At 41.6% G+C, this 12,882-nt stretch carries 15 protein-coding genes; 8 read left to right on the forward strand and 7 right to left on the reverse strand.

Annotated features, from left to right (window positions below; genetic code table 11):
• Position 1: 1 nt before the first annotated feature.
• The 5 genes from G563_RS0119600 to G563_RS0119620 form a co-directional block, all read right to left on the reverse strand.
• Complete coding sequence (locus G563_RS0119600) at positions 2–802, reverse strand: MbnP family protein (RefSeq protein ID WP_028666795.1); 801 nt, start codon at positions 800–802, stop codon at positions 2–4.
• Positions 803–975: 173 nt separating this feature from the next.
• The gene (locus tag G563_RS35355) at positions 976–1,371 is read right to left on the reverse strand and encodes a hypothetical protein (RefSeq protein ID WP_051211085.1); all 396 of its coding nucleotides are present in this window, start codon (positions 1,369–1,371) and stop codon (positions 976–978) included.
• 83 nt (positions 1,372–1,454) lie between these two features.
• Entirely contained in the window at positions 1,455–2,528 is a 1,074-nt protein-coding gene (locus G563_RS0119610) for a cytochrome-c peroxidase (protein WP_028666796.1), read from the reverse strand.
• A 6-nt stretch (positions 2,529–2,534) separates the two neighbouring features.
• Positions 2,535–3,347 carry an MbnP family protein gene (locus tag G563_RS0119615; protein WP_028666797.1) on the reverse strand — a complete coding sequence of 271 codons (813 nt, stop codon included), beginning with the start codon at positions 3,345–3,347 and terminating at the stop codon, positions 2,535–2,537.
• Between the two features lie 121 nt (positions 3,348–3,468).
• A complete protein-coding gene (locus G563_RS0119620; protein ID WP_169579792.1) occupies positions 3,469–3,867 on the reverse strand; it encodes a hypothetical protein in 399 nt (132 codons plus the stop codon).
• A gap of 157 nt (positions 3,868–4,024) precedes the next feature.
• On the opposite strand from G563_RS0119620, the gene G563_RS0119625 reads away from it, so the two are divergent.
• The 4 genes from G563_RS0119625 to G563_RS0119640 all read left to right on the forward strand — a co-directional run bounded on the left by G563_RS0119625 (position 4,025) and on the right by G563_RS0119640 (position 6,584).
• Complete coding sequence (locus G563_RS0119625; RefSeq protein ID WP_028666799.1) at positions 4,025–4,375, forward strand: PadR family transcriptional regulator; 351 nt, start codon at positions 4,025–4,027, stop codon at positions 4,373–4,375.
• A gap of 57 nt (positions 4,376–4,432) precedes the next feature.
• Positions 4,433–4,957 (forward strand): hypothetical protein, encoded by a 525-nt coding sequence (locus G563_RS0119630; RefSeq protein ID WP_028666800.1) that lies wholly within the window; start codon positions 4,433–4,435, stop codon positions 4,955–4,957.
• A 351-nt stretch (positions 4,958–5,308) separates the two neighbouring features.
• Complete coding sequence (locus tag G563_RS0119635; protein ID WP_051211086.1) at positions 5,309–6,163, forward strand: energy transducer TonB; 855 nt, start codon at positions 5,309–5,311, stop codon at positions 6,161–6,163.
• 19 nt (positions 6,164–6,182) lie between these two features.
• Complete coding sequence (locus tag G563_RS0119640) at positions 6,183–6,584, forward strand: energy transducer TonB (protein ID WP_028666802.1); 402 nt, start codon at positions 6,183–6,185, stop codon at positions 6,582–6,584.
• Between the two features lie 50 nt (positions 6,585–6,634).
• On the opposite strand, the gene G563_RS0119645 is transcribed toward G563_RS0119640, so the two are convergent.
• Positions 6,635–7,321 (reverse strand): hypothetical protein, encoded by a 687-nt coding sequence (locus tag G563_RS0119645; RefSeq protein WP_028666803.1) that lies wholly within the window; start codon positions 7,319–7,321, stop codon positions 6,635–6,637.
• A gap of 139 nt (positions 7,322–7,460) precedes the next feature.
• Between G563_RS0119645 and G563_RS0119650 the strand changes: the two genes are divergently transcribed.
• The 4 genes from G563_RS0119650 (at position 7,461) to G563_RS0119665 (ending at position 11,066) form a co-directional block, all read left to right on the forward strand.
• Complete coding sequence (locus tag G563_RS0119650) at positions 7,461–7,904, forward strand: YHS domain-containing (seleno)protein (RefSeq protein WP_028666804.1); 444 nt, start codon at positions 7,461–7,463, stop codon at positions 7,902–7,904.
• Positions 7,905–7,998: 94 nt separating this feature from the next.
• On the forward strand, positions 7,999–9,120 hold the full coding sequence (locus G563_RS0119655) for a sensor histidine kinase (protein ID WP_229598537.1): 1,122 nt from the start codon (positions 7,999–8,001) through the stop codon (positions 9,118–9,120).
• On the forward strand, positions 9,117–9,887 hold the full coding sequence (locus tag G563_RS0119660) for a LytR/AlgR family response regulator transcription factor (protein ID WP_028666806.1): 771 nt from the start codon (positions 9,117–9,119) through the stop codon (positions 9,885–9,887). The genes G563_RS0119655 and G563_RS0119660 overlap by 4 nt, the downstream gene beginning before the upstream one ends.
• Before the next feature lie 405 nt (positions 9,888–10,292).
• Complete coding sequence (locus tag G563_RS0119665; RefSeq protein ID WP_157585491.1) at positions 10,293–11,066, forward strand: hypothetical protein; 774 nt, start codon at positions 10,293–10,295, stop codon at positions 11,064–11,066.
• A gap of 71 nt (positions 11,067–11,137) precedes the next feature.
• On the opposite strand, the gene G563_RS0119670 is transcribed toward G563_RS0119665, so the two are convergent.
• Entirely contained in the window at positions 11,138–12,853 is a 1,716-nt protein-coding gene (locus tag G563_RS0119670; protein ID WP_028666808.1) for a GMC oxidoreductase, read from the reverse strand.
• Between the last annotated feature and the right edge of the window lie 29 nt (positions 12,854–12,882).

Here is a 12,882-nt window from a genome sequence, read left to right on the forward strand (position 1 = left end):
ATTACATTTTGTCGTTGTGGATATGATCTACTTTAAACATCTTGGTATAACCGTCCACGATAGGTTTTGAGGCCGCCGGGTTCATCACCACGCTTGTTTTGGCAATACTCACCCCTTGGCTAAATGTCTGAAGTACGTCTGTAATGAGATGCACAGTAGGCGCTACATCTTTACGAACTTGAGCCGAAGTAGTCCCAAAGGATACAGTGACGGTGCGGAGATTGTTGGCAGTGGCTGAATTCATCCCGCCAAAACCACCGACATGGAATTGGAATTTTTTGGTAGGCGTAGTCGCCACCGACGAATTTCCTTCTAATTTGAAGAAAATATATCCCGAATTCCACGACCAGTACATGTTGTCTGTACCATACGAAGCAGGGTCAAGCACACCTGTGCGCTGCGACACATCCGAAGTACTTTTGAGGCTATCGACCCCGATAACGTAGCTGAGAGACGTATAGTCGCCGGCTGGTACGTCTTTCAAAGTGACATTCAATGACTTCGTATCGGCCTGACGCACCAAGAAATATTGGTTAGGAAATTTCACCTCAGTACCGTCTGCTTTTTTGAGGACAATATTGCTTACAAAATAGTTAAGCGTTGTTACTGTGAAATCTTCATTGGCCGCGTTTTTGTAAGTTTTGGTATCCAATACAAGCTTTTCGTTGCCTACGTAGTTGTCAAATTCGAGGATGACAGCATTTTTATCATTAGGGCTAATTTCTTCGTCTTTGCTACACGATACCAACACAACAGAGACTGCCAACGCCATAAGCGCTGAAAATAAGAATGACTTTTTCATTTAAAATGGAATATTTGCTTTGAATGAATATGCGTACAATTAGAAGAGATATTATAACTCCAGCCTTTAGACTGGGGCTATTTTCTCATTACCCCAGCCCAAAGGCGTGGGGTTAAAACATCAATTATATCCAGCTTACTTACTTCAATCAAATAAGTAACTAAACAAACGCATTACAAAACAAATGCAGGTGGGCGAAGCAGCGAAGAGGTAAAATCGGTCGTAGGATTAGGCTGATAATGAGCATTATTAATTCGCTCAAAATAACTTATAGATACTGATGAAATCGTCAAAGCCACTTCATCGAACACATCTTGTATGATTTTTTTGAAGGCATCATCTTGTTTTTGAGCTTCTTCACGAGCATGGCCTTCGGCTACTTTGTGGAGTTGTTTGGCGAGATAACATTTACCATCGCAATGTAACTGAGGCTTGAAGCGATTTTCGCAGAGGTTTTTGATAATGAACTCTTTACGTAGCTCAAAGTCAAGATACACAAACGGCACTATCAGCATTTTGAAGCTGATAAGTGTTAATAAAAAGTAAGCTATGACTTTCTTGCCGTTCATGTGTTGGACTAACTAATCAGCCGCAAAGATAACTCTCCTCTTATACCGTTGTATGACAAAAGTCACATATTTTTCTCTCCTTTCTAAAACGCCTTCCCAAAACCTGGGTCAGCAAAGCGGTAGTCTTTTACAAATTGCTCATCCGAAAGTGTTCGGAGAAAGGCAATTATTTTTTGCTTTTCTTCGGAAGTAAGTGAGATACCAAGTTGATTATTTTGCTGAAGCAGTGGGTCTAAATTAGGCGTTTGCTTTACATTTTGAGCGTAATGGTCAAGCACTTGTTCGAGGGTAGCAAAGCGCCCGTCGTGCATATAAGGTGAGGTATAGCCTACATTGCGTAGGCTTGGCACTTTAAATTTGTATCTGTCTTCTGGGTTTTGCGTAATTCTAAAACGCCCTTCATCGGTAGAACGGGCGATACTTAGCCCATTGTTTCTAAAAGATTGGTCTGTAAATAACTCACCCTCATGACAAGTGCCACATTTTTGCCTAAAAATCGCTAAACCTTCTTTTTCAGTAGCGGTGAGGGCATTGGTCGTACCACGCAAATACAAGTCATAACGAGAATTATTAGAAACCAAAAATACCATAAATTGTGACAAAGCTTTGGTAAAACGCTCGGTCGTAATTTCGGTAGTGCCAAAAGCTTTCTTAAACAGCTGAGGATAATCTGGATTTTTACTGTCGCGCAATTTTTGTAAGACATTCGGAAGCTTTTCGTCCATTTCTACCGGATTTTCGATAGGAGCGATTGGAAACAAATCCAAATCATGCACACCACCATCCCAGAAAAATGTTTTTTCCCATGCCATATTCTGAATGGGAGGCGCATTTCGCATGCCGATTTTGTCGTCAATACCGTGACTCAAATCATGTCCGTGGTGCGTAAAAGCCACCGCTTGCTGATGGCACGTGCCGCAAGCAATAGTACCATTGCGCGACAAGATCCCGTCATAAAAAAGCGACCTACCCAACTGAAACCCATCATAAGTGATGGGATTAGAAGATAGATTGTAGACCATTTTGGGAAAATAAGTCGGAATAGGCATTTCCAATTGCTCTGGCTGAGGTTCGGGGGTAGGTACATCGGTACTACGGCTACACGATGCCCACCCAAAAAGCCCCAACGAAAACAAAATCAGCCACGTATTTTTCATACGTCTTTAGTCTTTTACATTCAATACCCGAAACATGGATGCATAGTTGTTGGCCACAGTAGTAGAGTAGTCTGATACCATAATGGTGGGATACTGGGCTAAACTAATTTTTTCCTTTCCTTCAAAAACTTTGGCAATGTCTGCCTCTATTTCGATAGTAGGCTGTTGAGTAGGTCCTACTTTGGCGGCTGTACTGCCCAAAGATAAAACCACAGGACGAATATTATTGAAAGTTTTGGCATTGTACCCCCCGAAACCTCCGATATGGTATCTAAATTTCTGATTACCAGCAGCATCGGGAGCTACGCTTGGCGAAGTCCCTTCCAGCTTCATAAAAATATAACCCGAATTCCAAGACCAGTACATTCCGTCGCCATCGTGGGTAGCATCTCCTGGGTCAAGGACTCCTTTTCGACGGCTAATATCCATGGTGCTGCGTAAACTATCTACTCCTATCACAAATCTTAATTCTGTATAATCGCCCGTTGGAATTCCACGTAATGTCACTTTTTGGGACGCAAGATTGGTCGCTTTGATGAGAAAATAACTCGAATCTTGAGGAATCGTGAATGTAGTGCCGTCGGCTTTTTTGAGAGAAATATTACTGACAAAATAATTAAATGAGGTCACCGTAAACTCCTCTCCTACGGCGTTTTTGTACTTCCCTGTTCCCACTTCTAGAGTCTGACTACCTACCCGTGGTACAAAAGATAGAGTCAGGGTGCTTTGTTCGGTGGGGTCAGGAGTAGTTTTACAGGACTGACTCAAAAGCCCTGCAAGCAATGCCACCACACCTGCCCAAAGTATTTTATTTTTCATGAGATTAGTACGCTAATTTTAGAAATAATTACAAGCAAAATATTTTAAAAAAACTCTGTCTATCAAAAACTTACGCTTCATTTCAAGCTGTCAAATTATTTAATTAACAAGGCCTTGCCAATTATAACCCCTCATCACTAGGGGGGTGTAACAATGCCCCTAAAAACATGGTTATGGGTCTCAAACTATACATATCATGGGGAGGTATTTTTTCCACCCATTTTTTAAGGCTAGTTTGGCTTATGAAAATACCTTCAAAAAAATCAGAAAATGACAATTTAAGCGTAAATGCTTGTTTTTCGGCTGCAGATTTGGCATGTTCCAAAGCCACTTTTTGAAGCTGTTTGGCCAAATAGCCCTTTCCTTTATGATGCAGATGCGGCAAAAAACGATGTTCCCCCCAATGAGCGATGATTGAAGGTTTGGTCAACTCAAAATCCAAATATATCACAGGCACAATCAGCATCTTAATGCTCATTGTGAAAAGCAAACATACAGCAATGTAATACTGATTTCTCATGCCGCTTTGGTCTCTTTTCTATTCATAACGCTTAATATACCCAAATTGATGCAAAAATTTTAGGGGTTTTATAAATTTAAAAAAAATTGTGACCTTCTCTTTTGATATATAAAAATCTTATATATATTTGTTCGCATAAATTAGAATCTCAATTAATATGGAAGCAAGTAATAACGAATTTTTGCGCGGTACTCTCAAAACAATTGTCCTTAAGCTTTTGGCAGAAAGAGGGCGGATGTACGGATACGAAATCACCCAATCAGTCAAAGACCGTACAAATGGTGAAATAATGCTGACTTTCGGGGCGTTATATCCTGTACTTCATAAACTTGAGCAAGAAGGATTTCTACTTACAGAGTCGGTAGAAGTAGATGGGCGGCTACGAAAGTATTATTCTCTTACTCCCAGTGGGAGTGCTTCGGCCGCCCAAAAAGTTTCTGAGTTTGAACGCTTTGTAGAAGCTATGCAATCTCTTCTACAGCCCCAACAAGGTCTATCAATGGGCTAAAAGCCCATTTTCATGTGGCATGATTCCTTTTTGTTTTATTCCTAAAAGACTTTTGAAATGAAAAAACTAACTTCTCACCAATTAGGCCTGTTGCAAGACCATCTGATTCGGAACAATACCAACGATGCTCTTTTGACCGAGCTCCTCGATCATCTGGCCTGTGAAGCCGAGGAGTACCTCTGGAAAGGATATAATTTTGACTTAGCTCTGGAAAAAATCACGCAAGAAGCAAATTCTAAAGCGGTCAAATACCTCCGCGAAACCTACCGCCACGATGTAGCAATGAGTGAAGAGCAGCTCCAAACCGCTACGCTAGACGACATCGTTTTTGAGTTTCGTAACAAAGCTTATGGTGCCTATGACTTACGCCAATCTTATCCGATGGCCTTACGCAATGCCCTCATTTTGGGCATAAGTCTTTTTATGATGCTGATGGCATTTTTGTCGGGAATGAATCAAGGCGAATGGTCATTTATCAGCTCATGGGGAATCATGTGGATGGTAGGGGTTTGTGGAATGGCTTACTCCATTGGGACTTGGGTTTTTAACCGTCCTCCTCATCGACTCACAGTACCTATTTAGTTAGTTTACTGGTTCTTATCATATTTACTTTAGTCTTTTAGACTAAGGGTTTGAGATTATTGTGGTTTTCAACTCCTATTAACAGCCCTTTTTACTAAGAATTCCACCTTCAAAAACTTTCTTAGGCTCCCTCTTCTAGCAAGGTCTTTTTAGCTCGCCTAAATTGACACATCAGCAATTTTACACTTAGCGACGATCATTTTGTATTAGAGTATCTTCTAATTTTATATTTAATCTATAGTAGTTATCAAAATAATTACTCTACTCACCCATTTAAACAATTGAAAATCAAGGCAATCATCGACCCTCCAAAAGTCATCATTCTTACTTAAACCCAACATACTTGCAGCAATGGAAACGCCCTTATCCCCCCTCTCGACCACTATCGAGCTGAGCGAAGCTATGTCTTTTGATGACATTATTTTTATGAATCGGCACCGTGCTTATGGTGCTTATGACCTACGCAAAGCGTATCCCGTCACTTTACGAAATGCGGTATTGATTGGAGTCGGCATTTTTTTGATGATGTTTATTTTACCGACTGTTTATAATCAGCTCAAACCCGAAGAAGTTGACATGTTTAAACGTACTATTGAGCTTGAAAACGTACACCTAGACCCGCCTCCAAAAGAAAAACCTATTCCTCTCCCCGAAAAGCCCATTGAAGCCCCCAAGCAAACGACCGTCAAAAGTTTGATGCCCGAAGTAAAGCAGGATCAGAAAGTCCAAGAAGAAGAACTCCCCCCTCCAGTGTCTGAATTTGAACATGCGGCACCAGGACAAGAAACCGTCGAAGGTACGGGTGATGAAATTACCGAAATTGTAGCACCTCCTGAAAATATCCCTGACACCAAAACCCAACCTGCCGAAGTCAAAGCAGAAGAGCCTATATGGACTGGCCCCATAGAAGTACAACCGGAGTTTGTAGGAGGATTGGAAGGCTTGCGAAATTTTCTCATCAAAAACCTAAAGTATCCACCTATGGCTCAGCGTAGCAATATACAAGGAAAAGTGTTTATGAGTTTTACGGTCGAACCTGACGGTTCGCTATCAAATATCACTGTAGAGAGGGGAATTGGCTTTGGGTGCGACGAAGAAGCATCAAGGGTACTGAAACTTATGCCCAAATGGAAACCCGGCAAACAATCAGGGCGTGCGGTGAGAGTAAAATTCAACATGCCTATCGTATTTGCTCTTCAAGACTAATTCTTTAAACCTTGTTAATATGAACTCTTCTTTTTCAAAACTTTTCTTTCTAGGGCTATTTGTGGCTTATTTTGGAACAATCATGCGTTGTTTATCTCAAACCGAAATGGTCTTCCTTCGAGTAGAAACACCTCCTCAATTCGTGGGCGGACAAGATTCACTGACTGTATATCTCAAAAATAATTTACGGTATCCTACCCAAGCTTATCAGGCTAAGATAACAGGAAAAGTAATGGTACGTTTTGTGGTAGGAAGCAATGGAGAAATTTCCAAGTCTGAAATAATATCCGGTATTGGGTATGGTTGCGACGAAGAAGCCTTGAGAGTAGTAACCCTTTTTCCAAAGTGGGTTCCTGGACGCCAAAGTGGCAAAAATGTAGCTGTACAACAAATACTGCCGATTGAGTTTGCTTTAGATTAATCATTATCAAACCTTGGCAACGCTTGGAGCGTTGCCAAGGTGACTGACTATCAATATCCTCCTCCAAAGCGATAATTGACACCAATAGAAGCAAAATAAGGGCTTCCGACCGACAGCTCGCCATTAATACCAATGTTTTCGGTAACATACCCACGCAGCCCAAACAAAATCACTTGCACTTGAGGCATTACAAAACTTCCTCCTAAACGACTTCCTAGAAGCGCCCGCCAAATACCTCCTCCGCCAGCTTCTTTAAAAACTTCGTCTATCTTATCGTCCAAAGCGCTCGAATTGGCCTTTACTGACCAAATCCCGATTCCTAATCTGAAACCCGAATACATATCTACCCGTCCGGCATTGCCGTAATGAAACAATGCTCTAGCGCCGAGAGTCACGCGGGAAACACCTAATTTGACGTTTCCGTAGTCTTGCTCACGCGACTTGAGGTCTTTCAAATCAAGGGTAGTCTTGTTGTAACTAAGGGCTCCACCAATCGAAAACCAATGGTTGACGCCATAATCGTAAGCAACATTGAGTTGGGGGAAATTGCTTGCACTACCCGAAGAAAACGAAAATGTAGTATCGGACGATTCTTGCGAAGAAGTAATAGTACCTCTAAACGGCGAAAAAAGGCTCACCCCCGACTGCACACTTACCACATGAGGATAGTCTTCGTTTTGAGCCACAGCTACTAAGCCATAAAAAGTTAAAAATAAAAAGGCAAACGTTTTTTTCATAACTACTCAATTTGTGAATAAAAACATAAAGGGCACAAAACTAATAGAAAATATTGGCTCTTGGTCAGGAAGCCGACATTCGGTATCGTCACAGATGCGGACTTTTGTTAAGATTTTAAAATTTAACAAAACAGACCTTATGAAACGACTTGTTTTTATTTTCTGCCTCTCAGTATGGACTTTGACAAGCCTAAAAGCTCAAAAATCCGAAATTTTTGTGAAAGATAGTATTGCCATCAACGGCTATGATGCAGTGGCTTATTTTAAGCAATCAGCTCCCGTAAAAGGACAAACACAATTTACTTATCTGTGGAAAGGAGGCAAGTGGCTTTTTTCGAGTGCAGAAAACATGAATGATTTCAAAGCCAACCCCGAAAAATATGCGCCTCAATACGGGGGCTACTGTGCCTATGGCACCGCCGATGGCCACAAAGCCCCTACTGACCCTGAAGCATGGACAGTATTAGACGGCAAGCTGTATCTCAATTATAACAAGAAGGTGTTTGGATTATGGCAAAAAGACCGTGCAAACTATATCATAAAAGCCGATAAAAACTGGCCGACTGTTAAAACCCAAGAATAAGCGTGGCGTGGGAGTTGAAGGCATTCAACCTTCTAAAAAGGTCACTCAATCACAATGATTTGACAATCAGCCTGCCTTACTCTATATTGGGGTTGTGATAAAATCAAACCATACTGACCATCTTTCGTTACGCCAAAAGGCTCAATTAGCGTTGAACATATCGGTGATTTATTTCCCACTGCGCCTATATGTCAATATCCATGATTTAGAACAAGTCTCATGGATACTCCGGTTGCCTTTATGGACGATGGAGTTCATTGTGATTTTTCTATTTTTTTATCTCTGGATTATCGTAATCGAATGGGTTCAGCAACAACTATTTGGGTGGTTTGGGCGAAATTTTCTTCTTGATTTAAAGACCCCCGCCCAAATAGCTACCTTTTTGACGGCCTGTGGCTTGGCCGTATTGTTCAATGTTGTTTTTAGGATAATATGGAATACCTCCGAAATCGCCCTTGAAAAGCAATTTGGTATTGTCCAAAAACAATCTATCGGAAATACCCTATCTCATTTTTATACCCGCGACCATAAAAGAAAGTCCAACAATGGACTAACCTTTATGGCTTTGCTATCGGCGTTTTACTTTACCTCAAATCGCCGTACCTATCGCCAGCTTCAAAATATCCAAATCGAAGCCGAACGCCTCGAAAAAGAAAATATTCGCGCCCAATTTGCGGCCCTAAAAAATCAGATAAGCCCCCATTTTTTATTTAATAACTTCAGTATTTTATCCTCATTAATTGAAACCAATTCAGATTTGTCGGTAACTTTTGTCAACCGCCTTTCAAAAGCTTATCGTTATATTTTGGAACAAAACGAACATGAATACATTAGCTTAAAATCAGAACTTGATTTCATTGAAACTTATGTTTTTTTGCTTCTTACACGTTTCGATAAAAAACTCAAAGTCAATGTCTCTATCTCAACCGAAGAAGCAGCTCAATGCTATATTGCGCCTTTAACGCTACAGCTACTAATTGAAAATACCGTAAAGCACAATCGAATGTCGGAAAGGGTGCCCCTCGTAGTAGACATTTTTTTGGAAAACGGCTACATCGTAGTCAAAAACCCGCTACAGCCCAGACTACAGCCCGAAACCTCCACGGGGGTGGGATTGCACAATATTGTCAACCGATATAAACTATTGACTCAGCTTCCAGTTATGATTGAGGAAACAGAAAAGTTTTTTGTAGTACGCATCCCATTAATCGCATGAATGTATTGATTGTAGAAGACGAAAAACTCACGGCCTCTCGCTTAGAAAATCTACTACTCAAATACGATTCCTCTATCCGAGTTTTGGCGGTACTTCCGTCCGTTATGGAAACGGTGAGTTGGTTTAGGAATACCACAAACCCAAAACCAGACCTGATTTTTTTGGATATTCATCTCGAAGATGACCTTGGTTTTCGAATCATCGAAATTTTGAACCTGACTACTCCTATTATATTCACTACCGCCTTCAACGAATACATGCTGAAGGCATTTAAAGTAAACAGCATAGACTATTTGCTTAAGCCCATTGATGCCGACGAACTCGCCGCCGCTTTACAGAAGTTTGAACGAATCTGGGGAAGTGCTACCACTCCTACTTTTCGTTTTAACCAAATGCTGGATTTTTTAGAAAAAAGTGCTTCCCCTAGCTACAGAGACCGTTTTATGGTCACAGTAGGTACAAAATTGTTCATTATCAAAACGACAGAAATAGCCTATTTTCAATTTGAAGACAAAGGTACTTTTCTCATCACTCATTCAGGTCAAAGGCTCGCCCTCGATTATAGCCTCGACAAGCTCATGCAGCTCCTCGACCCTCATGCGTTTTTTAGAATCAATCGTTCGTTTTTGATAGCTTTATCTAGTATAAAACTTGTGCATATGTATACAGGAAGTAAACTAAAAATAGAACTAATGCCTGCTTGTAAGCATGAAGTTTTTGTGAGTGGCGACCGAATCAGCAGTTTTAAAGAGTGGCTAGGCAAATGACCAAACACAGGCCCATTCAACCCTCAAATATCCCGATTTAGCTACTAAAAGAGGTCATTTGTATTTTTTTGTTTCGCTATCTCACTCTGATTATCTACTTTTAAGGCGCTCAACCACCCATTTTAGTTTTTCTATGCTTCTGTAAGTCTAGCCAAAATTATTTGGTGGTTGTTTCATCATCTTTACTAAAAGACATTTTTTCGACTGATATATATTCAGGATTTAGTCCTGTATTCAAAGATTTTTTTAGATAAATTAAGTGAGTAAAGCCACGCGGGAAGCAATGCCTCCCGCGTGCTTCATTTTCAGGAACAGCCAATCAGCCTAACCCCAAAATAAATCGACATTGGATATATCACAAAGTCGATGTATGTTTGACGTCATACTTATCCGATTCACATATCCATGAAATATCTTCTATTTGTAATGTTTGTTTTGTTTCTGGGAGGTTGTACTTTCAACGAAAAACAAGATACAACTATCTCTAGTACGGATTTCAAAAAACTTGACACTACGCTCTCGTTTGCGGGATATTGGTTGAGCGAAAGTTATCTCAAAGACATTCAGCAACACAAATCTCCTCAAAAATCTCAGGAAGGGAGTGAAGATTGCATGGTCATCATTCCTGAGCGCACTCTTCAGCCTACTTCTGTGATTTGGAATTTCCATGAAGGCAGTCCCGAAATGAGGGTAGTCAAAAATGGCAATCAATACCAGCTTTATGAGTCGATTGATGATTCGCTTACGCAGTTGTACAATAACATTACAATTCTATCCCCTACCAAAATCAGCATTGGCGAAAAAGGCTTTGTCAAAATCACCCCTCATGTAAACCCTCACGAAGCAGGCAATCCACTTATTTTAGAAGAAATACTCTTTAAAGGTACTTATTCGCTACCCGATGGACAGAAAGTAATATTTAAAAACAACGGACAAGTGAGTGGTCTGGAGGACGTTCAGTTTTATGAAGCAGCTATCGACTACATAGGCCCAGAGATGCAAGTAGATCAACTGAGTCTAAGTGCTACTAAAGACAAAAAAAACTGGATGGGTTTTCAATTTCAAGGCGATACTTTATTGGTTTTCAATCTTAAATGTGTTGAATACGACAAAGCCAACGAAACCTGCGGGTGGGTGGATTTTGGAGAATTGAAATATACCCTGGTCAAACAAAAGTAAAACTACGCCCATCAAAAAAGCGGCTTTTCAGCCGCTTTTTTGATGAAAATAAATACTTATGCGTCCAAAAATCAGAGGCTCTTTTTCTTCAACTGATCTACTGCAAAAGCTGCCGCACGAGCCGTGAGCGCCATATAAGTCAATGAAGGATTGACACAAGAGGCCGAAGTCATCGCAGCACCATCGGTCATAAAGACGTTTTTGCAAGTATGGACTTGGTTATGCGCATTGAGTACCGATGTTTTGGGATCTCTTCCCATACGTGCTGTTCCCATTTCGTGAATACCAATTCCTAGATTGGCCTTCGTATTGTCGTAAGTACTGATATTTTTGAGACCAGCAGCTTCGAGCATTTCGGCGGCGTCGTTTTTCATATCTACGCGCATTTTGAGCTCATTCTGACCATAAGCTGCATCAAACACCACAATAGGCATTCCCCATTTGTCTTTTTTGGTAGGGTGCAATGTAAAGCGGTTGTTTTCGTTGGGCAATACTTCCCCAAAACCTCCGATACCCATTGTCCAGCCGCCCACTTGGCTCATTTCTTCTTTGAAAGAGGCACCGAAGCCTTCCATACCAGTGCCACGTCCCCAGCCTGAGCGGCCTGCACCACCTTGATACCCAAATCCACGCACATAGTCGCGCTTGTCTTTGCCCCAGTTGCGATAACGTGGGATATACACACCATTGGGACGACGGCCAAAGTAATACTGGTCATTAAATCCTTCAAATGTCCCCGAAGCTCCCACGCCTAGGTGGTGATCCATGATGTTGCGGCCTAGTTGGTCACTATCATTGCCAAGACCATTGGGGAAACGGCTCGATTTGGAGTTCATTAAAATAGAAGCCGAAGGAATCGCCGACGCATTTAGGAAGATGATTTTGGCATAATATTCTTTGACTTCGAGGGTATTTTGATCGATAGTACGCACACCTGTGGCTCTACCTTTTTTCTCATCATAAATTACCTCTGATACTATTTTATCATTGACCAAAGTCAGGCGCTTGGTTTTCATCGCCGCTGGCAGGGTAGCTGCCTGCGTACTAAAATACGCTCCAAATGGGCAACCCCGCATACACATATTGCGGTATTGGCACGAAGCACGCCCTAGCGCTGTATGAACACCTTGGGGTTTGGTGAGGTGCGCTACTCGACCTACCGTAATCACCCGCCCCATTTTTTTCATTACTTCCGATTTTACGTGTTTTTCGACGCAATTAAGCTCCATCGGAGGAAGGAATTGGCCGTCAGGCAATACCGAAAGTCCATCTTTAGAACCGCTAATGCCGGCAAAGCGCTCTACATAATCGTACCACGGCGCTAGGTCCTTGTAGCGAATTGGCCAATCGATAGAAATACCTTCCTTGGCATTGGCCATGAAGTCTTCTTCATTCCAACGATAACTCTGACGTCCCCACAAAAGAGAACGACCTCCCGTATGATAAGCCCGAATCCAGTCAAAAGGACGGGTTTCGAGATAAGGGTTTTTGCTATCGTTTTCAAACAAATAACGGTGTTCTTCATTGACAGTATAGCCCGTCCGAATCCCTGCCCAATACTCCTCTGCGGCCTGAATCGTAGGACGGCCACGGTGCGCAAACTCCCACGGAGCTTTCATGGCTGTTTCGTAGCCTTCTACGTGCTTGATGTCTCGTCCGCGCTCCAAACACAACACTTTCAAGCCTCTTTCTGTCAATTCTTTGGCTGCCCATCCGCCACTTATCCCTGAACCTACCACGATGGCATCGTAGGTCAATTCTTTTTGGGCATCAATATTTAGATACATCTTAGGTTAATTGTTTAATGTTTTTGTCA

This window comes from Runella zeae DSM 19591 (assembly GCF_000423565.1).
Classification (GTDB): Bacteria; Bacteroidota; Bacteroidia; order Cytophagales; family Spirosomataceae; genus Runella; species Runella zeae.

Bases quoted from the DNA above. Each gene is read 5' to 3' on its own strand.
- G563_RS0119625 (WP_028666799.1), top strand. From the start codon at position 4,025: ATGGAAGCAAGTAATAACGAATTTTTGCGCGGTACTCTCAAAACAATT.
- G563_RS0119640 (WP_028666802.1), top strand. From the start codon at position 6,183: ATGAACTCTTCTTTTTCAAAACTTTTCTTTCTAGGGCTATTTGTGGCT.
- G563_RS0119630 (WP_028666800.1), top strand. From the start codon at position 4,433: ATGAAAAAACTAACTTCTCACCAATTAGGCCTGTTGCAAGACCATCTG.
- G563_RS0119665 (WP_157585491.1), top strand. From the start codon at position 10,293: ATGAAATATCTTCTATTTGTAATGTTTGTTTTGTTTCTGGGAGGTTGT.
- G563_RS0119620 (WP_169579792.1), bottom strand. From the start codon at position 3,867: ATGAGAAATCAGTATTACATTGCTGTATGTTTGCTTTTCACAATGAGC.
- G563_RS0119645 (WP_028666803.1), bottom strand. From the start codon at position 7,321: ATGAAAAAAACGTTTGCCTTTTTATTTTTAACTTTTTATGGCTTAGTA.
- G563_RS0119660 (WP_028666806.1), top strand. From the start codon at position 9,117: ATGAATGTATTGATTGTAGAAGACGAAAAACTCACGGCCTCTCGCTTA.
- G563_RS35355 (WP_051211085.1), bottom strand. From the start codon at position 1,371: ATGAACGGCAAGAAAGTCATAGCTTACTTTTTATTAACACTTATCAGC.
- G563_RS0119670 (WP_028666808.1), bottom strand. From the start codon at position 12,853: ATGTATCTAAATATTGATGCCCAAAAAGAATTGACCTACGATGCCATC.
- G563_RS0119635 (WP_051211086.1), top strand. From the start codon at position 5,309: ATGGAAACGCCCTTATCCCCCCTCTCGACCACTATCGAGCTGAGCGAA.
- G563_RS0119650 (WP_028666804.1), top strand. From the start codon at position 7,461: ATGAAACGACTTGTTTTTATTTTCTGCCTCTCAGTATGGACTTTGACA.
- G563_RS0119600 (WP_028666795.1), bottom strand. From the start codon at position 802: ATGAAAAAGTCATTCTTATTTTCAGCGCTTATGGCGTTGGCAGTCTCT.
- G563_RS0119610 (WP_028666796.1), bottom strand. From the start codon at position 2,528: ATGAAAAATACGTGGCTGATTTTGTTTTCGTTGGGGCTTTTTGGGTGG.
- G563_RS0119615 (WP_028666797.1), bottom strand. From the start codon at position 3,347: ATGAAAAATAAAATACTTTGGGCAGGTGTGGTGGCATTGCTTGCAGGG.